Here is a 23355-nt window from a genome sequence, read left to right as displayed (position 1 = left end):
GGTCAGCAGTGGCGATTCCGTAACACGCCTGTGGCCAGCGGCGTCACGATGGAATGGGCTCAGTGACCGGCAAGATTGTGAACCCTGAATCCCCTCACCTCAGCCGCGATGACTCGGCCTGAGCCTACTGGGCCCGACAACGGCTCTGGCCCCGACGTGGCAAGTGAGCACCGCCGTTACGACGGAGATCACATCGACTATGCTCACAGCATTTTCCATGGGCCGGTCACGGGCAAGGTCGAAGGTGACCTGCATCAGGTCTTCATTCAGTGGGTTGGTACGGGAACGCCGTCCCCACGGCAGATCATCGAGGGTGACATCCCGCAGAAACCACGCGGGTTCCAGCTCCGCGGTGATTTGTTAGACCGCCTGCATATGCAAGTCGTCGGGTCCGGCGCGGCGGTCATCTGCGCGGTTACCGGCACCCCCGGCGTCGGTAAGACTCTGCTGGCCGCCTCCTACGCTTGGGCCTGCCAGCGTGCCAGATGGCCACTGGTCGCCTGGATCGCTGCCGAGACCACCGATCAGATCATCACCGGGCTGGCCGGACTGGCCGACCGACTCGGATTGCGTCAACCCAACGACGATGCCGCTACCGCCGCTCGACGAGCTCGTGCCCATCTGGCTGCATCGACTCAACCAGGTTTGCTGGTGTTCGACAACGCCGTCAGTGTCGCCCAAGTTCGTGACTGGTCCCCGGCCACCGGCGCTATCCGCGTGGTCATAACCTCCCGCCATCGCTCCTTTGGCCTTGCTTATCCCTCGGTTGAGGTCGAGACCTTCACCCCTACCCAAGCCGTGACGTTCCTCGCCGAACGCACATCCCTGGATGATCCCGAGAGAGCCACAAAGCTGGCTGTCGAGTTGGGCTACCTGCCCTTGGCCTTGTCCCAGGCCGCCGCCGTGATCGCGCGCCACCGCCTCGACTACACGGTCTACATGGAGTTGCTACATAATTTTCCGCTAGAACGGTACCTGCCGCGGTCCGATCACGATCCGTACCCCGCCAGCACCGCGCAGACCATCCTGCTGTCGGTCACGCAGGCCGAAGCATCTCATCCGAGTGCTTCTTTCCTTCTGACCACGTTGGCCGCGCTGGCACCCTCTGGCGTCCCTCGCGCGGTTCTGTACGGCACCAGCACGCCTACCCTTGCTGATCGGGAACAGTGGGATGCCATGCTGGCAGAGATTGCCGATACCTCACTGATCACCTTCAGCGAGGACGGGGGCACCGTTCTAATGCACCGTCTTACCCAGCGTGTCATTCGCGAACGTGCCCACTTTCAAGGTGACCTCCCAGCCGTACTCGACAATGCGATCGCCCTGCTCTACAGGTTCGGCGAGGGCCTGCCCGACGAAGCGGCCCAGGGCACACGTCCGGCAGTTGAAGTTTTGGCCGAGCAGACCGCTGCGATGCACACCATTGCCTCCGGCACTGACGCCTATCCTCACAACCTGTTGCTGCTGCGCACCCTATGCGGTCAGTATCTGACCGACCTGGCCGATTTAGACCGAGCCATTTCTCTGTTGAAGGCAACCCTGATCGACTCCGAGCGCCTGCTGGGCCACACCCACCCCGATACCTTGGCGAGACGCAGCCACCTCGCGAACGCCTACCAGACAGCAGGGCAACTGACCGAGGCGATCCGGTTGCATGAGACGACACTCGCTGACTCCGAACATGTGTTGGGCGCCACCCACCCAGATACCCAGAACAATCGCAACAACCTGGCATACACCTACGAAGCAGCGGGTCATTTGGACGAAGCAATCCGCTTACACGAAATGACACTGGCCGAGTATGAGCGAATCGCCGGTCCCGAGCATCCGTCCACCCTGACCAGCCGCAGCAACCTCGCACGCGCCTACCACGCCGTAGGCCGACTCGCCGAGGCAATCCGATTGCACGAGACAACGCTGAGCAAGAGGGAATCAATCCTAGGGTCCACACATCCCCACACCCTGGCCAGCCGTTACAACCTGGCACGCAGCTACGAATCTGCTGGGCGATTGGACGAAGCCATCCTCCTGTACGAGACAACCTTGACCGAATTCGAGCGAATCCTAGGCGCCGACCACCCTTACACATTGGCCAGCCGTCAGAATCTAGCGAATGCCTACCAAGCAGTGGGGCGCTGGGATGAGGGGATCCAACTACACGAGGCGGCACTGACCAAGTACGAGCAGGTCTTGGGTGCTGACCACCTTCATACTGTGGACAGCCGTCACAACCTCGCGCACGCCTATCATGCAGCAGGTCGTCTCCATGAGGCGATCCCGCTGTATGAGGCGACGCTGGCAGCGCGGGAGCGGCTACTGGACCCTGGACATCCCGACACCCTGGTAAACCGCAACAACCTCGCAGGCGCCTACCAGGAGGCGGGGCAACTAGGGGAGGCGATCAAGCTGCATGAAGCCACGCTGACCGAGCGATCACGATTCCTGGGCCCTGACCACCCCGATACCTTGGCGAGTGGTCATAACCTCGCGCACGCCTACCAAGCTGCAGGCCGGCTGGACGAGGCCATCACGTTGTATGAGGCGACACTCGCAGCGCGGGAGCGACTACTGGACCCTGCACATCCCCACACTCTGACTAACCGCAACAACCTCGCTTACGCCTATTACGATGCCGGGCGCCTCAATGAGGCGATGAAGCTGTTCGAAGCGATGGTCTGCGAGTTTGAGCAGGTCTTGGGTCTCGGTCATCGCGATACTCTGACAAGCCGTCACAACCTTGCAGTCATTTACCAGGCCATAGGACACCTGGACAAGGCAATCCTCCTAGATGAGACAGCTCTGATCGAGTGCGAGCGCATCTTGGGCCCCAACCACACCCTCACGCAAACTGTGCGTGTCCAGCTAGATCGTGCCCGCGGCGGCTGAGGTCATTGAAGCAGCGTCGAATACCCGTGGATCCCGTTGCAGCCGACCTCGGATTTACAGGGGCCAGGTTGCCCCTCGTCGAAAACCCGGCCTGCAGATACCGTCCAACGCTTAGGTAAGCGGGGTGGCAGCCCTACTCCGGAACGAACTACGGGCCGTGCCGCTCAGACAGAGCGGTTGCTCAGCCAAGCTCGCCTGCCGCCCCGGCGTGCTTTATCCACTGGCCCCTTCGAGCACTGCGTGAGAACTGGGTAGCGATGACGGCCCGAGGGAAGACTTCCGTCCGGGCTGCGATTGGCCAGCGCCCATCGCCAGGCCGCTCGGCGAAGATCTCGAAGGTCGCCGCTCATCTCGGTCCCGGCCCTCTGTCCGCGGTGCCGTTGGTGACGTCCGCACGCACCCCGGCCCGCAGAACGCGCCCGCGTCGCTCCGGAAGACTGACCAGCCGGGGAACGTTCCGCGGGGTGCATCAAGGTGTCAGCGTGGCGCGTGACACGGTCCGCAAGGCCATGCGTCAGCTCCGCGAAGAAGGCTTGCTCTACACCGTGCCCAATCTGGGCAGCTTCGTCAGCTTGCCCGATGGCCAGGAGGTCCAGGCCGACGCCGAGTAGGCTCGCGCCCATGGCACGACGGATCGACTTCTACGACGACCCGAACGCCCCCACCCCGAACAGTCTCGTCCCCTCCGTGAACGTCGTGGTCGCCAACGAGGCTGGAGACATTCTCCTGATCAGACGCTCCGACAACGACAACTGGGCCGTCCCAGGCGGGGCCGTCGACCTTGGCGAGTCGATCCCGGTGGCAGCCGTACGGGAGACGCTGGAGGAGACCGGGATCACGTGCGAGATCACCGGCATCGTCGGGACATACACCGATCCGAGGCACGTCATCCTGTACACCAGCAACGGCGAGGTCCGGCAAGAGTTCTCCATCGTTCTCACGGCCCGAGCAGTCGGCGGGAAGCCGACGCCGAGTGACGAGTCACGCGAGGTCAGATGGATTCCAAAGGCCGAGATCGAGCACTACCGGATGGATCGCTCGATGCAGGTGAGGATCGGTCATTACATGCTGGGCAGCAGCCCCTACATCGGATGAACGCCCCGACCACATCAGGGTGTCAAGCATCAACCGAGACTTATGCGTCAGACGTCTGCCCAAGAAGCCGCAGGTCAGCCAGATGATAGTCCGTGTCTAGACCCACCTGATGCTTGACGGTTCGGTCCCAGGACATGCTTGACGACGGTCGGCGTGCAGCCCCGGCGGGACCAGGTACAGGCATTGGGCGGCCTCAGCGACTGGCCTGCTTCGTCCTCGAAGCAGATCCACGCATCGCGACGCCTCGACACATATCTACCTCTTCCAGACTTTTGTTAGCTTATATGGCCGACTGTCCTGAATGCGCTACGCGCGCCTCACTTTGATGTAACACTGAGCAACGAAGGACGCGATGTTAGTGATGCCATTGATGACGCCGCAGAGCAGGAGACCGATCCTTTAGACGCCGTAGTGCTCAACCCAGAGAGAAGGCATTGTGAGTCTATAAACCTCAAATTGGAGCCATTAGTCTTGTCGGGTTGCCCGCATCTTGATCACACAGGCATGGGAGGAGCACGAAGTCGCGAATGACAGGGATGCCTGAGCGGATCGGCCGGTACACCGTGGCCAAGGAACTGGGTTCAGGAGGCATGGGAGAGGTCTACCTGGCGTACACCCCGGGCGGCGATCCGGTGGCGGTGAAGCTGATCCGTAGCGACAAGCTTGACCCCCACACGAGGGCGCGCTTCGAGAAGGAAGCCCTGATAGCACGTACTGTGATCGGCACTAACAGGGTGGCGCGCTTCCTCGACGCGGAACCGTTCGCGGAAAGGCCATGGCTGGCCATGGAGTACGTGGCCGGGCGCACGCTCCTGGCGTGTGTGAACCAGGACGGAGTCCTGCCCTTACCGCTGGTTGCCAGCCTGGGCGTGCTACTTACCGAGGGACTAGACGCGGTACATGCCGCGGGGCTGCTGCACCGCGATCTCAAGCCTCAGAACATCATCATGGGCAAGGAAGGCCCCATGATCATCGACTTCGGCCTCAGCGCTTTCATGGATGCCGCACACGAGTCCCTGTCGCACAGCGGCATGATCATCGGCACCATCCGCTGCATGCCGCCAGAGCAGGCCGGCGGCAACCCGAAGGTAACACCCGCAGCGGATGTGTACGCGCTGGGCACTGTTCTGTTGTATGCGGCGACCCGCCACTATCCGTACGACGGAACAGCCTGGGAAGCCATCGCCATGCAGGTGACTAACCCCGATATCCGCCCTAGCCTGAAGGACGTACCTGAGGCGCTCAAGCCGCTGATCTCCTCCATGCTCGCCCACGCTCCTGAGCAGCGGCCAACGCTTGCCACCGTTGCCGAGGAATGCCAGACGTTGCTGAAGTCCGCTGGTCTGAAACCAGCCAATGCACGGCTCGCGTTGATCGCGCGGACGACGGCCGGAGACGTACCAGACGCGGCCAAGGAGCCGCTGTCTCCATCGTTCGAGAAGCTCCTGGAGGGCCAGGGCAAGATCATGGCATCCGGCCCAGACTCACCTCTAGACGGTCTTCGCTTGCATCCTGAGGTCGATGAAACGGAAACGGAAAATGCGAATCAAGAAGATGAAACGCCCAAAACTGTAGAACCGGACACGATCCCGAAAGCGAACGAGAGACCTCGGTCAGCGGATAGACGTCTGCCGGCATCCAAGCGAATTGCAATCGAGCTGCGGGCAGAGTACGCGGTGGATGCCGAACTGTAACAGCGCGCCACTAGTTCCCAGTGGGACATTGACGGATAAGTGCACGAACGGGCTTGGAGCGGTCCCGTACGGCAAGCGGCGATGAAAGGCGTGTCGTGACCCCTGTGGATGAGGAATCGGAGCAGGCGTTGAGCATTGAGGCGGGAACCGTGCACAGGCGGAGCGTGGCACAAGATGCCGAGGAGCCTGACGGAGTCTCGCCGGAGGAGAAGCTGCCTGCCTCGGGCGGATACGCTCCGGGGACTCAAGTCCAGATCCGCGACGAGTTGTGGCTGGTGCGTAAGTGCACCGGCACCGAGCACGACGGGTGGATGGTCGAGGTCTCGGGGATCTCACCGTTCGTCCGTGGCATGGACGCCGTCTTCTACGACCGGCTGGATGCGATCCAGGAGCTGGATCCTCGCGAGACCAAGCTGGTGCCTGACGACTCGCCGAATCACCGCCGATCCCGGCTCTTCCTCGAAGCGATCATCAGGAAGACGTTCCTCCCACAGACCGAGCACGGGCTGGCACTGACGGACAACTTTCTCATGGACCACCAGGTACACCAGCTGCGGCCGGCGGAGTTGGCGCTGTCGATGAAGAACCCGCAGCCGCGAATCCTGATCGCCGACGTGGTGGGCCTCGGTAAGACCCTGGAGATCGGGGTGCTCCTGGCGGAGCTCATCCGACGGGGACGTGGCGAGCGGATCTTGGTGGTGACTCCGCAGCATGTGCTGGAGCAGTTCCAGCGTGAGCTGTGGACCAGGTTCGGGATCCCGCTGGTGCGCCTGGACTCCACCGGTATCCAACGGGTGCAGCAGGAGATCCCCGCAGGGCGCAATCCGTTCGCGTATTTCAAGCGTGTGATCATTTCCATGGACACGCTCAAGGGCGACGTGTACGCACATCACCTGGAGCACACCGAGTGGGACGCCGTGGTCATCGACGAGTCCCACAACCTTGTCAACCGGGGCACGAAGAACAACGCGCTGGCCCGCCTACTGGCACGCAAGACGGACGCTCTCGTGCTGGCCTCGGCAACCCCGCACAACGGCGACGCTCCCTCGTTCGCAGAACTGATCAGGATGCTGGACGAGGCGGCCATCGCCGACCCACGCCAGTACGAGGTTGAAGACCTTAGCCATCTCTACATCCGTCGTACGAAGACTTCGTCCGAGGTCCGGGAATCGCTCCATGGGGCCTGGGCTGATCGTGGTCCGTCGAAGCCCATCTATGCGGCGGCCACCGAGAAGGAGAAGGCGGTCTTCGAGCAACTGGCCACGCGGTGGATCCCCGCTGATTCGTTGACCCCGTCGGTGAGCGAAATCCCACTCGTCCCGTACCGGATATTGAAGTCGTTCCTGTCCTCGCACAAGGCCCTGCTAGAGACGATCAAGACCAGAATCGGGACCCTCGATGCCCCGCCCCGCAAGGCGCCGCACGGTGAGAAGCGGCACAGCGCAACGCGCGAAGCGGCACGAAAGGCAGAGCGGACCGCGCTGGTTGAGTTGCAGCACCTCGCCGAGCAGATTGAAGATCAGGACTCGGCGAAGTTGGCAGCACTGGTGCAGGAACTCCGCTGCATGGGTGTTGGGCCTGGGTCCGACACCCGTGTGGTGGTGTTCTCGGAGAGCATCCCCACCTCGAAGTGGCTGGCTGAGGCCGTGCCCGCCGCCCTCGGATTCCCGCGAACCGCCAGCCCTGATGAGAAGAAGCCCTGGCTGGGGTTCGGTGGAGCGGTGCTGGTCATGCACGGCGAACTGTCCACCGATCAGGAGCAGCAGACCATCGTCGAGAAATTCGGGCTCCGCGACGACCCTGTACGGATTCTGTTCACCGGCGACGTCGCTTCCGAGGGCGTCAACCTGCATCAGCAGTGTCACCTGCTGATCCATTACGACCTGCCGTGGTCCCTGATCCGTATTGAGCAGCGCAACGGCCGTATCGACCGCTACGGGCAGGAGCAGCCGCCTGAATTCCGCGCGCTGATCCTCACCAGTGACGTCCCCTGGCGCACGGACGAGGAGACACGGCAGTCGCGCACTCTGGATGACCGTCTGGTGGGCGAGAAGCTTCTCAAGCGGGAGGAGGAGGCTCACAAGATCGATGGCTCTGCCGAGGCGGTCACTGGGCTGTATCGGGCAAAGGAGGAAGAGACCCGCCTCACCCTGGACCTGATCGCGGGCCGTACGGTCGAGGAGTCCATCAGGGCATCCCGGCAAGGCGGGACGGCCTTTCTTGCCGGGCTTCTGGGCCAGGTGGGCGCGGCCCACGAGCACCCTGAAGTGGCCCGTGCCGTGGTGCCCAAGCTCTTCCGGTCAACAGAGGACTACTTCGAGGAGGCGCTACGCCAGGTCTGCCGCCCCAATCCTGAGGACGTGCTCAGGCTGCGACGCGACGCCGACGGAACCATCGCCTTCGAGCCACCACCGGATTTGCTGTATCGGCTCAAGGCTCTCCCCAAGTCCTACCTTGACGAGCAGCAGATCATGCCGCGCAAGCCCGACATCCCTGGACGGATGCGCATCACCTTCTCCAAGGAACTGGCCGGCAAGCGTTTGAAGGCGGCGCGAGAGACCACCGCTTCCCAGTGGCCGAATGTTTCGTACGTCACCGACGTCCACCCAGTCTTGGACTGGCTCACCGACAAGGTTCTGGTCGAGATCGGCCGGCACCAGGCCCCCGTGCTCGCCGCCACCGTGGACAGCCCGACGTACCTGGTGCAGGGCATCTACTCCAACGCGCTGGGCAAAGCCACCATCGTCGAATGGATGGCTGTCTCCCGCCTTCCTGATGCCGCCATCGTGGAGACGCTGACCGCAGACGTGTTGCAACGCTACGGCGTTGGCCCGAACATGCCCGGCCGCGCCATGCCCCGAGACCTGCACGGTCTCGATGCGCTCGTGCCTGAGGCGATCGATGCCGCGCGGCGGTATCTCATCGCCCTCAAAGACAAATACGACCGGCAGATCGCCGACACACTCGCCCCTTACCGCAAGCGGGTTTCCGAGTGGCGGCAGGAAGCGCTTTTCGCCAGCACTCGTCCGAAGAAGGCGGAGCTCGACCGGACAGCCGAACGACGACTGAAGCTGGTCAAGTCACTGGAGACGGCAGGCGAGCCGATGCTGCGCCTGGTGGCCGTCCTCGAGCCTCACACCGCCGCTGAAGGAGGCACCGCACGATGAGCACCGACTACGACTCCTTCACCAACCGCGGTGAGTACTTCTCGGCGCACTACTTCGCCGAGCAGCTCGGTGCCGACCTGAAGAAGGGCTTGTTCGCCACCTGGGCACTGCGCGAGAGCGACAAGAACTACCCGCACAAGACCCCGCGCGAGCAGCTACGCACCCTGCGCATCCCCTATCTCACGGAAAAGCTCCGCAGCTACTTCGCCGAGGCTGGCGAGGCCGACGCCGAAGACGAAACCCGCGCTGCCACCTACAACAATCCCGAGTGGTCCAAGCGGCTGGCCGAGTGGCATCAAACGGTCCTGCAGGCCCTCGGATATGACACGACCCCGACCGAGCTCATCGTTCACCGTGCCGGCCGCGACCACACTCTCACTGTCGCCTATCACGGCCACGGCATCATCGCTCTTGACTGCGGCTGGTCCGCTGACAACGACGCCGCCCTCGACGCTGACGGCGCCGGACGCCTGCTGTCGCCTCTGCACGTCTCCACCAGCGAGTCGTACACGTCCGGCCAGGCTCTGACCTCGTGGCTGTTCCAGAGCGAGCTCGGGGAAGAAGGCGGTCCGCACCCGCGCTTCATCCTGCTGCTGTGCGGCGGAGTGATCCTTCTCGCCGACCGCCATGCCTGGAACGAAGGCCGCTATCTCGCCGTCAACCTCGACGGTGCGCTAGAACGCAACGACCGCAGCCAACTGGGCGAGCTTTCCACCATCGCTGCCCTGTTCAGCCTCGACATGCTGCGCCCTGGCGAGAACGACCAAAGCCGTGGGATCGATGCCCTGCTCAAGGCCTCTGGCGACAACGCGGTCGGCGTCTCCGGTGAGCTGCGCTATGGCCTGCAGCGCTCAGTTGAGATCATCGCCAACGACGTCCTGCGACGGATGGCCGAGCCGGGAAACAACGTCACCCCCGCCGACCTCGAGAGCCCCAAGATTCCCTTCGCCAGAGAGCTCACCCGCGAAGCGCTGCGCTACCTGTACCGCATCCTTTTCCTGCTGTACGCGGAAGCTCGTCCCGAACTGGGCATCCTCCCCGCCGACGATGGATCGTACGAGGCCGGCTACTCCATGGCCCGCCTGCGGGAGCTCGTGGCGCGTGAGGAGGAACTCGTCGAAGAGGAGGCCAAGACCGGCTTCCATCTGTACGCGTCCCTCGACGTTTTGTTCAACAAGGTCAACTTCGGCCACCGCCCGTACGGCACGGAGCCCGACGACGATCAGCCTGGTGACGACGAGGAGACGCGCCAGGCCAAAGCCGCCCGCCGCAGCGAGGACCGCGGTCTGCGTTTCGAACCTCTCCGCAGCGAGCTCTTCGAACCGACCGCCATCCGGCTCATCGGCACCGGCATGCTGGACCCGCGCTCCGATGAGGACGATGAACCACGCTGGCTCGACCTGCGCCTGCGCAACGAGGCCCTTCACGAGGTGCTTCGGCTGCTCACCATGAAGAAGGGCAAGCGCGGCGAGCGCGGCGGCTTCATCTCCTACCGGAACCTCGGCATCAACCAGCTCGGCGCCGTCTACGAGGGATTGATGTCCTACACCGGCATCATCGCGAACGAAGAGCTATGCGAAGTGGCCAGGGGCGGCGATCCTGATCAGGGCTCCTGGCTCATCCCCTTGCACAAGCAGGACCAGTACCCCGACAAGACCCTCGTTCACTACAACGAGGCGGACGCGCGCAAGGGCTTGCGCGGTCCCAAGAAGTACGACAAGGGCTCCTTCGTCTACCGGCTTGCCGGCCGTGCGCGAGAAACCTCCGCCTCGTACTACACCCCGGAGTCCCTGACCAAAGTTACCGTCGAGCTCACCCTCAAGAACCGTCTTGACCAGGAGCGAGACGAGAACGGCGAGGTCATCGAAACGCGGGCGTCGGAGCTGCTGAAGTACAAGATCTGCGAACCGGCGCTTGGCTCAGGCGCGTTCCTCAACGAGGCCATCAATCAGGTCGCAGACGAATATCTGCGCCGCCGCCAGAAAGAACTTGGCATCACCATCCCGACGGCCGATGCCATCACCGAAAAGCAGAGGGTCAAGGCGTACATCGCTCTGCACAACGCCTATGGGGTCGACCTGAACGCCACCGGTGTCGAGTTGGCCGAGGTGTCGTTGTGGCTCAACACCATGCACCCTGGCATGCAAGCGCCATGGTTCGGCCTGCACCTGCGCCGCGGCAACTCACTGATCGGCGCTCGCCGCGCGGTCTACGCGGGCGACGATGTCGCGGACAAGGAGAAGACGTGGCTGAAGGCCAAAAGCGGCCTCTCACCGACGCCGTTGCCTTTCTCGCAGGACGGCGAGCCGCCGTCACTGCCCGACGACGCCGTCCACCAGTTCCTGCTGCCGAACCCTGGCTGGGCCGCAGTCGCAGGCTGGGCAGAAGCCAAGGAACTTGCTAAGGAGGGCGTCGAACGACTCGCCGCCTGGAAGAAGGGCATCCTCCAGCGCCCCCAGCGCAGCACCGCGCATCTCAACAAGGACGGCAGTCCCAAGCGCGATCCCAAGACCAAGCAGCCGAAGCAGGAGGCGACCTCGCAGTTCACGCGGCTGCGGGACGCCGCCCTGCGGGTCGAGTTCCTCTGGTCGGCCGTCGTCAAGCGCATGGAACTGTCCGAGAAGGAGATCGCGCGCCGGATCAAGATATGGCAGGCCACTCCGGAGGATCCTGAGTACGCCTTCCTCCAGAACCCCGACCAGGCGGTGCCGAAGGAGAAGGTGCTGGAGGACCTCTTCAACGCCGTCGACACCCCGTACTGGCGGCTCAAGACGGTCATGGACGCCTGGTGTGCCCTGTGGTTCTGGCCGACCGACAAGGCCGGGCTGCTAGACGGGACCGACGGCGAGTACGCGGCACGCATGGTGGTCGAGGATGCGGACGATCTCCGTGAAGTGCTCGGCGAGAAGCGCGTTATCCAGGACACACCCCAGCCGTCGGCTGCTCCGGTGCCGAAGTCCGAGCCACGCTTCGTTGAAGCGGTGGCCTTGTTCGCCATAGGGCCTGAACAGGCCACCATTTGGGACATCGAACCATCAGCGGATGACGACGTGGTCGTGGAATTGCAGAAGGTCGGGTCGACGGGGACGAAGAAGGCGGCGAAACCAAGGACACCGGAAAGACGAAAGAAGGTCCCGCTCAAGGACCTCGACGACTGGCTGGAGTTCCTGGAGGCCATGCTGGGGCGGGCTGATGTGCCGCCAGGAACCCTCCTCGACACCTTCAAGAGCCTCGACGAGCTGAAGACGTTCGAAGAGACGATTCCGCACTTCCTGGGCATGGACTTCGGCGACCCGGAGGACCGGTTCCCATGGCTGGGGACAGTGCGCAACATCGCGGAGGAGCAGGGCTTCCTGCACTGGGAGCTGGAGTTCGCCCTCATCTTCGCGCGCGATGGCGGCTTCGACCTCCAGGTAGGTAATCCGCCCTGGGTTCGGCCGGAGTGGAAGGATAACTCCGTTCTCGCAGAGTACGAGCCGTGGTTCATGCTCACGGAGAAGCCATCGGCTACAGAGAAAAAGCGCCGGCGGAACGACGAGCTCGGGAAACCTCACGTGGCTGCCTATCTACTAGCTGAGATGACCGTGACCGCCACCATCGCCGACTATCTTTCGGCCTCGCAGGTATATCCACTCATCTCGGGAAGCCAGCCGGATCTTTATCGCGCCTTCATGTGCCAGGCTTGGGACCATACCGCACCTCATGGGAGCGTCGGCCTCATCCACCCGGACACGCACTTCAACGGCGACAAGAATACCGCCTTGAGGGAAGCGGCGTACCGACGACTGCGCGTACACGCAGACTTTGTCAATGCTGGCAACCGGTTCTTTCCGCCCCCGGTCGGCCGATCCAGTCACTTCGGCGTGCACATCTATGGGGACTTCGGCGAGATCTCCTTTGACCATCTGTCCTGGCTCTTCTCGGTCGACTCGCTGCGTCTCTCGGCCGTTCACGATGGCAGCGGTGACGCACCCGGGGTCAAGTTCCAGGGCGGCTGGAACGAGCGACCTCACAAGCAGCGCGTTATCCATGTCACCCCGTACACCCTGGCCCGGTGGCAGCAGCTCTCAGGAGAAAAGGACGTACCAGCCGAGCAGGCTCGGCTACTTACACCAGTGAGCAGAGCGGAAGACCCGGCCATCGACGCATTGGCCGCGTATCCATTGCGGCTTGGTGCACTTGATCCTCAGATCACTGCAGGGTTCCATGAGGGCGACGCGAAGAAGGCCAAATTCGGTCCTGGCAAGGACACTCCGCTCATCGAATACAACAAGAACCAGGAAGGACGCGAAGACTATCGAGCAGATTCTTGGGACGAAGTCATCCTCAAAGGCCCGCAGTTCGGTGTGGCAAACCCACTGTTCAAACAGCCAAGTCAGGGCGGCGGCGAGGTGCGCGGCCTCGATCACAAGAAAATCGCGTCGGACGCGATTCCGGAGTCCGAATACCGGCGTGCTGCAGACGAAAATACGTACTATGCCTCTCAAGAGCGGTGGGTCGATCACCGGGTTGTTGCGCGCCTGAGAGCGAGCGATGACGGGATAGCCGATGCACGGCGGCAGATAGCGCAGGATGCGCAGATTTCTGAGGAGCAGGTGACGCAGGCAATGATCGATACCGTCCTGGAGCGGCAAGCGCTTCGACGGTATGTCGCCTTTCATCGACTTGTTTGGCGTCAGATGATTGCGCCTGACACTGAGCGAGCGTTCTATGTCGCCGTCATACCTCCTGGAGCAGCACACATTCACGGTGTGCGTAGCGGGTGGGCTTCCGATGACCGCAGCACGGTTCTCTTGGCAGGTTTCTGGGCGGCCTTGCCGATCGACTATCTGTTGCGTGTCTCCGGCACTACGAATCTGGACGTTACTCAAGCGCGACGTCTGCCTGCGCCTGCGGCCAACCACCCTCTCGCCTCGAGCCTTCTCCTGCGCATCCTCCGCCTTAACTGTCTTACCACTGCATACGCTGGCCTATGGGGCGAGCTCTATGATCCCGAGTGGGTCGCACACGAACCGTGGGCACGCGTCTGGAAGGGCATGAAGACGCAGCTCCATGCCGTGACTCCCAACTGGCAGCACAGCACACCTCTCCGTTCTGAGCGCGCCCGTCGCGCTGCCCTGATTGAGATCGATGCACTCGTCGCAGTTTGGCTCGGTATCGACGCCGACACTCTCATCACCATGTATCGGGCACGGTTTCCGATCATGCAGGACTTCGACCTCGTGACTTGGTTTGACGCCCACGAGCGGAAGATCGCTGGCGATCGGTACACCTACGGCCACGGCCAAACCAAGGACCATTGGAACCAGTTCGAAGCGTATTTGAACGACCCGGATCACACAGCCGTCCCCGACGGTTACACCGCCCCCTTCCACAAGGCGGACCGGGAGACGGAGATGCGAGAGGCGCACGTTGTCTTCAAAAAGCGCCTCGACAATGCGATCGCCCGTGGTGAGTGGGACCCCGTCAAGCAGGAGGTGCCGAAGCCGTGAGGCCGACGCTTCAGGCGCGGGCGCTCAAGGAGAGCCTGCTGCAGTACCTGTCGACGACATACGCCCTCAGCGACGAGGGCGCACGCGAGGCGCTTCATCGGTTCCTCGGGGATGAAACGTCCGGGATGTTCCGGGGGCCTTATCTGCGGATCCGCACGCCCTTCACGGTCGGCGGAGAAGAGTGGCGCGAGCATCTGGAGTGGCGGCGTGAGGGGTTCACGCCCTACGCCCACCAGGCGGAGGCGTTCGCTCGGCTGACGTCAGCGAACGGGCACACGCCACAGCCGACCCTGATCACCACAGGCACAGGCTCGGGAAAGACGGAATCGTTCCTCTATCCAGTGCTCGATCACTGCCGCCGGCAGCGAGAGGCGGGGAAGGCCGGCGTCAAGGCGGTGTTCCTGTACCCGATGAACGCGCTCGCGACCGACCAAGCTCAGCGCATCAACGACTTACTGACGCAGAACAGCGAGCTGCGCAAGCTGTGGGCCGGCCTGTACATCGGGGATCGGGCGGGTACGCAGTACGAGAAGGTGCGTACGCGGCGCCACGACATGCAGTTGTCACCGCCGGACATATTGATCACCAACTACAAGATGCTGGACCTGCTGCTGCAGCGCGAGGACGACGCCCCTCTGTGGCGGGAGGCGGACATCCAATACGTCGTGGTGGATGAGTTCCATACGTACGACGGCGCGCAGGGCAGCGATGTGGCGATGCTGCTGCGTCGGCTCGCGTCCGCGGTCGGCATGTCCGAGAAGGGGCGTCCGCTGGGACGCATCTGCCCGGTGGCGACGTCGGCGACTCTCGCATCAGGCACGGACGATGACGGAGCCAAACGCCTCCTGGAGGTGGCGACCGACGTCTTCGGCACGGAGTTCACCGCAGAGTCGATCATCAAGGAGAATCGGCTACCAGTGGAGGAATTCATTCCGCTCACGGGCGTGTCGATGCAGCGGCTGCCGACGCCGGACGAACTGCTCGCTCTGCCCGATCCCACGTCCGGCAAGGAAGCGCTGCTCGATCTCATCGAGGCCGTGACCGGCGTCCGCGACGATGACCCGTTCCAGCTCGGTGACAACTTGAAGCAGCACCTGTTCACTCGGGCAGCGATGCAGGCACTGGACGATGAGCTGAAGACCAGCGCCGAGGTACTGGACATGATGTGGCGTGCGGGTGCCGCCGGCTGGGCGGAAGCGGTGGCCCTGCAGCCGGAGAAGGCCGCGGAGGCGCTGGCCCGATTCGTGGCGCTGCTGTCGTACGCACGTGACCCCGAGTCGCCGCCGGGCGAGCAACGCCCTCTGGTCCATGTCGAAGTGCATCAGTGGGCCCGGTCGGTGTCGCGGCTCCTGCGCGGCGTGCTCCCGTGGCCCAAGGCGGAGTTCCGCTGGGACGTGGCGGGCATGGCCGACGCCAGCGCGACGGACAACGAGCGTATGGCACCGGTGACCACGGCCACATCGGGCCAGAGCGCCAATCTCTTCCTGCCGGCCGTGTACTGCCGGGACTGCGGTCGGTCGGGCTGGGCGGTGTTCTCACCGGAGAGCGACGACCATGATGTGCAGTTCAACACCTTCAAGATCCGGCGTGCTTCGCTCGGGCAGGACAAAGCCCGGGTACGGAACCTGATCGCGGCTACCGATCGGGAAGCGGGGGAAGGCGCCTGGAGAGGACCGATCTCCGCCGATGCCCGGAGGGTCAACGCCAGCACGTCGACTCAAGGGGGCGGTGTGCTGATGGTCCTGGACGGCGCGCGCAAACGCCTGCGGCTGCCGGATCCGCTCAATGACTACTCCACAGACACCAAGGAACCGCGGCTGACAGCGCGCGACTCCGCTTTCGTGCTGGTTCACTTCGGCGGCACGGTGGCGAACACCGCGGCCCAGCAAGACTGGTGCCCGGCGTGTGGAGCGCGCAACGCGATTCGCTACCTCGGTACCGGTTCCGCCGCGATGGCGGCGGCCTCGATCACGCAGCTGTTCACGGGCGGAGAGCTCGACAAGAAACTGCGCGAGGACAGAACCCTGATGTTCAACGACTCGGTGCAGGACGCCGCGCACCGAGCCGGCTTCGTGGCCAACCGCTCGTACACGTTCTCGCTGCGTGCGTTGCTGGCCGAACACCTGCGCCACGACGAGCCGACGGCGCTCAACGACCTCATCGCGAACGTCGTCGAGGCCACCACGGACAAGGACACCCTCGCTGCGGTAGTGCCGCCGGATCTGCACGTCTACAAGGGCGTCGAACGGCTGCTGTCAGGTCAGGGACGTGGCGGCACCATTGCGACGTGGCGGCTGATCGGACAGCGCCTCGCCTTCGAGGCTTTGATGGAATTCGGATTCCGCTCCCGCAACGGCCGGACTCTCGAGTTGACCCGGACCGCCGCCGCGCACGTGAGGATCGACGATCCGGCGGCCGTGGTGGCTCTGATCAGGCGCATCCACGAGGAGTCCGTACAGGACAAGGTGCCATTGATCGCCCAAGACGACGCACGATACCTGGCGTTCGTACGGATCTTCCTGGAGCGTCTCCGAACGCGAGGCTCGGTCGCCCACAAGTGGCTCAGCAAGTACGTGGACGAAGCCGGCACCAGCCGCTACTTCATCTGGGGCAAGCGCGAGCCTGGGATGAAGGCGTTCCCCACCCGGGTCGCGGCACCGCTGTTTCTGCTGAACCAGACGAAAACAGGCAGCGAGTTCGACTTCGCCACCGGGCGGCTGTCCTGGTACGAGCGGTGGGCCGGACGCTGCCTGGACCTGCCGCGAGAGATGGCGCCGGAGTTCTGGTCCAGACTTCTACCCGAACTGGCCGCACTCGGTCTGCTCGCGGTGCGGACCCCGCGCGACACCTCATTGCGTGTCTACGGTCTCAAACCCGGCAATATCGAGGCCCAACTGCTCGACGACGACCAAGTACGGCAGGCGTACGTGCGCTGTCCCGTGTGTTTCTGGGAGCAGACCGTTCACCCGTCGCTACTGGATCAGTGGCGCGAGCAACCCTGCCCCTCATACCGATGTGGAAGCGGCCGTCTGGTCGCCGGCGACCGGCCCGAGGCACTGGGGAAACACCACCGCGACCGCGACTACACCCGCGATTACTACCGGCGCCTGTACCGGGTCGCCGGCACGTATCAGGTCGTCACCGCCGAGCACACCGGCATGCTGACGCGTCCGCAGCGCGAAAGGGTGGAGCAGGCATTCAAACAGGGTGGGGGCTTCAAGGACCCCAACGTGCTCTCCTGCACTCCGACCCTGGAGCTGGGCATCGACATCGGCGAACTGTCCGCAGTCGTGCTGGCCGCACTGCCACGCCGCCCCGCCTCGTACGCTCAGCAGATCGGACGGGCAGGACGTCGTACGGGTAACGCGTTCTTGCTGACGATTCCCGACCGGAGACGTCGTGACCTGTACTTCCTGGAGCGTCCCAAGGATCTGATTGCCGGCACCATCGTGCCGCCGGGTTGCTACCTGTCGGCCATCGAGATCTTGCGCCGTCAATATCTGGCCCATCTACTCGACCTGGCCGCCGCTGGGCGACTGATACGTCCCGATGGCATCGCACTTCGCGCGCTTCCGCGTAGGGCACCCCATTTGTTCGGCCCGTCCGGTTATCTGGTCGATCTGGTGGAGGTGGCACTCGCCCACGGCGAGGAACTGGCAGTGGGATTTCTGGAGCTGTTCCCCACCGGCGTCAACGAGTCAGCTAAGGCCGATCTGCGCGCATATGCCACCCATGGCCTGCGAGCCGCAGTCGAGGAGGCTGAGAAGGAGTGGTTCCGCGGCGAGAAAGCACTACGCGCCCGACTGCACGAGATCGACGAGGCCCACGACGAGCTCCACGACTCCGACCCGGACCAGGCACGGCAGAAGGCCGAGCTGGACGCCGAGCGGCGCGGGGTGGGGCGGCATCTGATGAACCTGGGCGAGACCCCTGCACAGACCGCGCTGTGTGATCTGGGGCTGCTGCCGAACTATGCGCTGATCGACTCCACGACCACGCTGTCAGCGACCCTGTACGGCGAGGAGGGAGTGGATCCCGCGACCAGCAGGCCGATCTACACCTCCGACACCTACACGTACGAGCGCCCCCGGAGCATCGCACTGCAGGAACTGGCCCCTGGCAACACCTTCTACGTCAACGGCTACAAGCACGAGATCAGCGGCCTGGAGATCGCCACCGGTGGCCGGCAGGAGTGGCGGACCTGGCGGGTGTGCCCAGCCTGCGGTTACGTACGGACCGAGAACGCCAAAGACGACCGCTCGCCCTGCCCACGCTGCAAGGGCGACAACATCGCTGATGATGGATCGTGTCTGTTCCAGGTCATCGAACCCGCCACCGTCACCTCGCGCGACAAGCGGGAAGACGCCCGGATCCGCGACGACAAGGACGACCGGGACCGCCGCTTCTACACGGTCGTGGACGCCGTGGACATTCCACTGGAAGACATCGAGCACGGCTCGTGGCGGCACGATCATCAGACGTTCGGCATCGACTACTGCCGGCGGACCATGATTAGACGGATCAACGTCGGGCCGGTGCGCTACGACGCCCCAGCGCGCGACGACTTCGCCGGACATCACGTCCGGCTCAATCCCTTCCATGTGTGCACCGCGTGCGGGGCGGCCAGTGCGGACGGGCGGCCGGTCTTCAATCGCCATAACGACGAACTGGACTCTCTGGCAGCCCGCAGCGGGCGGCTCAAGCACCACCGTCCGTGGTGCCCGCTACGCCGCGGCAAGAAAAGCGACGCCAAGGAGGAACGAGTACTCCTCGCTCACCAATTGCAGACCGAGGCCCTGCGAGTGCTGCTTCCCGCGGCCACCGCAGACGTGGATTCCAAAGTCCACTCCTTCAGGGCCGCCCTGCGGCTCGGCGTGGACCTGCATTTCGGCGGCGACCCGCAGCACCTGGCAACCACAGTGGCGTCCATGCCCGACCTCGAGACCGGGGAGCGCCGCTGGTTCCTGGTGCTCTTCGACTCCCTGCCCGGCGGAACCGGCTACCTGGACCGGCTCCGCGACAGCGACGCCTTCCGTGACACCCTGACGGCAGCGTACGAAATGCTGAAGGACTGCCCGTGCGCAGAGGAGCAGCGCCGAGCCTGCCACCGATGCCTGCACCGCTACACTCCTGAGCCCTTCCAGGACATCGTCTCGCGCCAGTCAGCGCTGACAATGCTGGAGTCCCTGCTGTTCACGAAAGACGGCGAGCCTGGTTGGAATACCAGCGACGTTGACCACACTGGACTGGTCGGCCTGGACGCGCAGGTGGAATCCGATCTGGAAGCCCGCTTCCTGTCCGCCCTGCGCGACTGGGTGAAGATCACCGGCGATGCCTCCCTGGACGAGGACGGCCACTCCAGCGGGCATTTGCGCTTCACCGACAGCTCCGGTGTGACGCACTGGCGGTTGACCGCACAGCAGCGGGTCCAAGGCGGTGTCAGCGACTTCACCTTCACCCGGGTCGATGGCCCGGTGCAGAGCGTCAAGGTGTATCTCGAGGGTTTCCGATTCCACGCCAGCCGCGAGCACAACCGGATCGCCACTGACGCGGCGAAACGCACGCTCCTGCGAGCCAGCGGGAACATCGTTTTTCAGATCACGTGGGCCGACATCGACCTGTTCGAGCAGTTGCCGACCCACACGAGGCCGGTCTGGCCGCCGTACGCAGGTGGTGCGCAGGATCAGGCCAAGTCGGCATACGAGCAGTACGGCGGGCAGCGCGCGCACGTCGCCAGCTCCATCTTCACCAACCCCATTGCCACCCTGATCGCCTACCTCCGCAACCCGGATCCGACCCGCTGGGCCCGCCTGGCGTCGGCCCTGGTCACCGGACTCACACGCCAGCCGGACACCAGCGCGGTCGCCACGGCCGGACGGCGCAGCGAACTCGTCGCGGCCCTGCGCGGCCAGCTGGCGGCTTCCTCTCCTGGCGCACGTCACGACAAACCGGATGCGGCTGGTATCGGACCCGTTCACGTCTTTCGCACGCAGGACGACACCGGTCTGCCCATCGTGTTCGCCGTGGACGCCGCCGATCCGGAGGCTCTGAAGTGGACTGCGCTGACGATCCTCGACGACAGCGACACCGTGTTGGACACCGACGAGCACAAGGAACGCTGGCGGTCTTGGCTTTATTGGACCAACCTCACTCAGTTCCTGTCCCTGGCCGGCGGTGACGGCGTTCAGATCGCAGCCAGCCAGGCCGCGGACTTCCAGGTGCAGGTGCTGGCGGTATGCGGCGGACTCGGCGAACTTGACTCGCTCGTCGAAGCGCCCGGCAGTGCGACCGAGCCGACCGCCCGAGACAACGCCTCGGCCGCCGAAGCCGCCGCGGCCCAGGCAATCCGCGATGCCGTCTGGGACGAGGACATTCTGGAGATCTTGCGAGAAGAGCCCAACGAGGCACCGGATCTGATCCGCCTCGCCGAGACGCTTGCCGACTGCGGAAAGCAGGCCCCCGTCTTCGGTTATGAGCTGGGCACCAGCCGCTGGCTAGCTGAATTCGCCTGGCATAGCGTCCATGGTGTCAAGGTTGCCGTGGTCTCCGCTCACCAAGGAAATGATGACGACGAAGCGCGGCGGCGCGATGCCGCGTACATCGAGGAAGGCTGGATCGTGCGCACGGCCGCCGAATGGCTCACCCACCTCGACGAACTGCTGGAGAAGCTCCCCGACGTGAAAGAAGGCATTTCTCGATGACCGCCCGGCTCAGCCTGTACCGCAAAGCCGAACAGGAGCTGTACAAGCTCGACCGCTCGGTCAAATCCCAGTTCTACGACTTCTGCCACAATTTCCGGGAGAATCCTGACCGCCCAGGGCTCAGAAAGAAAAAGCTCAAGGGCGACTCTCGCGTCTGGTCAGCCCGGGTTGACCACGACCACCGAGCCCTGCTCACCCCCACCGGCGTCGACGCGGACGGCATTGAGAGCTGGCTGATCATCGCCGTCCGCCACCGCAAACACGTCTACGAAGAGCTCCAGGTGGCGGTCAACCGCGTCACCGGTGAGATCGAATTCGTCGACCTCGCCGTCGTCGGCGACAGCGCCCTGCGCAGAGCCGGCATAACCCTCACCCCCGCAGAGCCGGAGAAGCAGACTCCCGAGCCTGCTTCGGCGCCGGAGCCCGAGCCCGAGCCCGAGGTGCCGGCACTGCTAGCCGCGTACGACGCCGAGCAACTGCACGAACTCGGCGTCGCTGACCAGCTGATCGAGCTTGCGCTCACTGTGACCACCAGTGCTGAACTCGACCAACTCCTTGAAGGCGCTCCCCTGCTTTCGAAGGACGTTCTCTATGGCCTCGCCGCCGGAATGGACATCGAGGAAGTACGCAAGGAGATCACGGCACCGGTTGAGCTCGACGAGCGGCCCGATCCCAACGACTTCGCCACAGCGCTCAGCCGGACCAAGGTGACCACGGTCGACAAGGATCTACGCGACATCATCGAAGAAGGCGACTTCCGCGTTTGGAAAGTCTTCCTCCACCCCACGCAGGAGCGCCTCGTCCGCCGCCACTACAACGGCCCCGCCCGGGTCTCCGGCGGCCCCGGCACCGGCAAGACCATCGTCGCCCTGCACCGCGTCAAGCATCTCGTCGAACAGTTGCCTGTCGGCCAAAGCAAGCAGATCCTGCTGACCACCTTCACCAAGAACCTCACCACCGACCTTCGCCAGCGGCTCGCCTCCCTCATCGAACCCGCACTTCTTGCCCGCATCGACATCGCCCACATCGACCAGCTCGCCGCACGCGTCCTGGGCGAGAACACCGCCCCTGGACGTGCCAAGCAGCGTGTCTACGACCATGTGGCGCTGAACGAGATGCGCCAGCTCCTGGCCGAGCTGGGAGATCGGCGGTGGGAGGTCGACTTCCTTTTCGAAGAGTGGGAACAGGTCATCCTCGGCCAGTCGGTCTCCACCCGCTCCGAGTACTTCAAAGCCCGCAGGGCAGGCCGCGGACAGGCGCTGACCCGTCCTGAACGCAACCACATCTGGAAGCTCATCGAGCAGTTCACCGCCCGCCTCGACCGGCTCGGAGTCGAAACCTGGGGTCAGGCCGCCGAGCGTGCCGCCCGCTTCGAGATCGAACGCGCGTCAAGGGTTCGCAACCGCCGCAAGGACATAGAGGAGAGAGGCGGAAAGGAGACCATCCACCAAGACAACAACTCCGGCATGAGATACCTCGATTACCGCTACCGGCACATCGTCGTCGACGAGGCCCAGGACCTGCGCCCCGCTCATTGGAAGATGCTGCGCGCCATGGCCGACCCTGACCTGCCTGATGACCTGTTCATCGCCGGCGACACCCACCAGCGCATCTACGATCACCAAGTCGCGCTCGGCGCTCTCGGCATCAACATCCGTGGCCGCGCCTCCCGCTTGACCCTGAGCTACCGCACGACCAAGGAGATCCTCACTGAGGCTCTCCACGTCGTACAGCCGAAGGGCAAGGACAGGAAGGTCTCCTACGATGACCTCGACGAAGGCACCGACACCTTGGCCGGATACCGCTCCATCCTTCATGGTCCCAAACCCGACTTCGTCGGCTACGACACATGGGAAGGGGAACTCACCGGCCTTGCCGCCACTCTGAAAGCCTGGCGCGAGGACCTGTCCACCGACGACAACGGTGCACCCCTCGACCCCAGCGGACGCATCGCCGTTTGCGTCGCCGACCGAGACCTGGTCAACCAGACCATGTACTACCTGGCCACCAAGGCGGACATCACCTGCGCCGAGCTCACCAAGGACGGCCCCAAGGGGGACGGTGAGGTCCACGTCGGCACCATGCACCGCTTCAAGGGTCTGGAGTACCAGCGGCTTGCCGTCGTCGGCGTCAGTGATGGCATCATCCCGCGCACCAGCGTCATCGAGCGTCACCGCATAGAAGACCCGGTTCGATACGAGCGCGAGCAGCGCAAGGCTCGCTCGCTGCTCTTCGTCGCCGCCACTCGCGCCCGGGACGCCCTGACCGTCAGCTGGCACGGCAGACCCAGCCCGTACCTCCCTCTCTGAACCCGCCATGC

8 protein-coding genes are annotated in these 23355 nt (G+C 64.0%); all 8 read left to right on the top strand.

Going from position 1 to position 23355, the window contains the following annotated elements:
* The first annotated feature begins 156 nt into the window (after window positions 1-156).
* Window positions 157-2886: a tetratricopeptide repeat protein gene (locus ACFSKW_RS48415; protein ID WP_379581471.1), complete on the top strand. Its 2730-nt coding sequence runs from the start codon at window positions 157-159 to the stop codon at window positions 2884-2886.
* Between the two features lie 482 nt (window positions 2887-3368).
* Entirely contained in the window at window positions 3369-3497 is a 129-nt protein-coding gene (locus tag ACFSKW_RS48410) for a hypothetical protein (protein WP_379581469.1), read from the top strand.
* Window positions 3498-3507: 10 nt separating this feature from the next.
* Window positions 3508-3981: an NUDIX hydrolase gene (locus tag ACFSKW_RS48405; protein ID WP_379581467.1), complete on the top strand. Its 474-nt coding sequence runs from the start codon at window positions 3508-3510 to the stop codon at window positions 3979-3981.
* Window positions 3982-4517: 536 nt separating this feature from the next.
* The gene (locus ACFSKW_RS48400) at window positions 4518-5675 is read left to right on the top strand and encodes a serine/threonine-protein kinase (RefSeq protein ID WP_379581465.1); all 1158 of its coding nucleotides are present in this window, start codon (window positions 4518-4520) and stop codon (window positions 5673-5675) included.
* 104 nt (window positions 5676-5779) lie between these two features.
* A complete protein-coding gene (locus ACFSKW_RS48395; protein ID WP_379581463.1) occupies window positions 5780-8842 on the top strand; it encodes an SNF2-related protein in 3063 nt (1020 codons plus the stop codon).
* Window positions 8839-14334 carry a DNA methyltransferase family protein gene (locus tag ACFSKW_RS48390; protein ID WP_379581461.1) on the top strand — a complete coding sequence of 1832 codons (5496 nt, stop codon included), beginning with the start codon at window positions 8839-8841 and terminating at the stop codon, window positions 14332-14334. Before ACFSKW_RS48395 ends, ACFSKW_RS48390 begins: the two co-directional genes overlap by 4 nt.
* On the top strand, window positions 14331-21035 hold the full coding sequence (locus ACFSKW_RS48385) for a DEAD/DEAH box helicase (RefSeq protein WP_379581459.1): 6705 nt from the start codon (window positions 14331-14333) through the stop codon (window positions 21033-21035). Before ACFSKW_RS48390 ends, ACFSKW_RS48385 begins: the two co-directional genes overlap by 4 nt.
* On the top strand, window positions 21032-23344 hold the full coding sequence (locus tag ACFSKW_RS48380) for a UvrD-helicase domain-containing protein (protein WP_379581457.1): 2313 nt from the start codon (window positions 21032-21034) through the stop codon (window positions 23342-23344). Before ACFSKW_RS48385 ends, ACFSKW_RS48380 begins: the two co-directional genes overlap by 4 nt.
* Window positions 23345-23355 lie beyond the last annotated feature (11 nt).

Source organism: Nonomuraea mangrovi (assembly GCF_042681425.1).
In the GTDB taxonomy this organism is placed as follows: Bacteria; Actinomycetota; Actinomycetes; order Streptosporangiales; family Streptosporangiaceae; genus Nonomuraea; species Nonomuraea mangrovi.
This window is presented reverse-complemented; position numbering and strand designations above follow the sequence as displayed.

Coding starts and splice junctions, on each gene's coding strand:
- ACFSKW_RS48390 (WP_379581461.1), top strand. CDS start 8,839: ATGAGCACCGACTACGACTCCTTCACCAACCGCGGTGAGTACTTCTCG.
- ACFSKW_RS48380 (WP_379581457.1), top strand. CDS start 21,032: ATGACCGCCCGGCTCAGCCTGTACCGCAAAGCCGAACAGGAGCTGTAC.
- ACFSKW_RS48405 (WP_379581467.1), top strand. CDS start 3,508: ATGGCACGACGGATCGACTTCTACGACGACCCGAACGCCCCCACCCCG.
- ACFSKW_RS48400 (WP_379581465.1), top strand. CDS start 4,518: ATGCCTGAGCGGATCGGCCGGTACACCGTGGCCAAGGAACTGGGTTCA.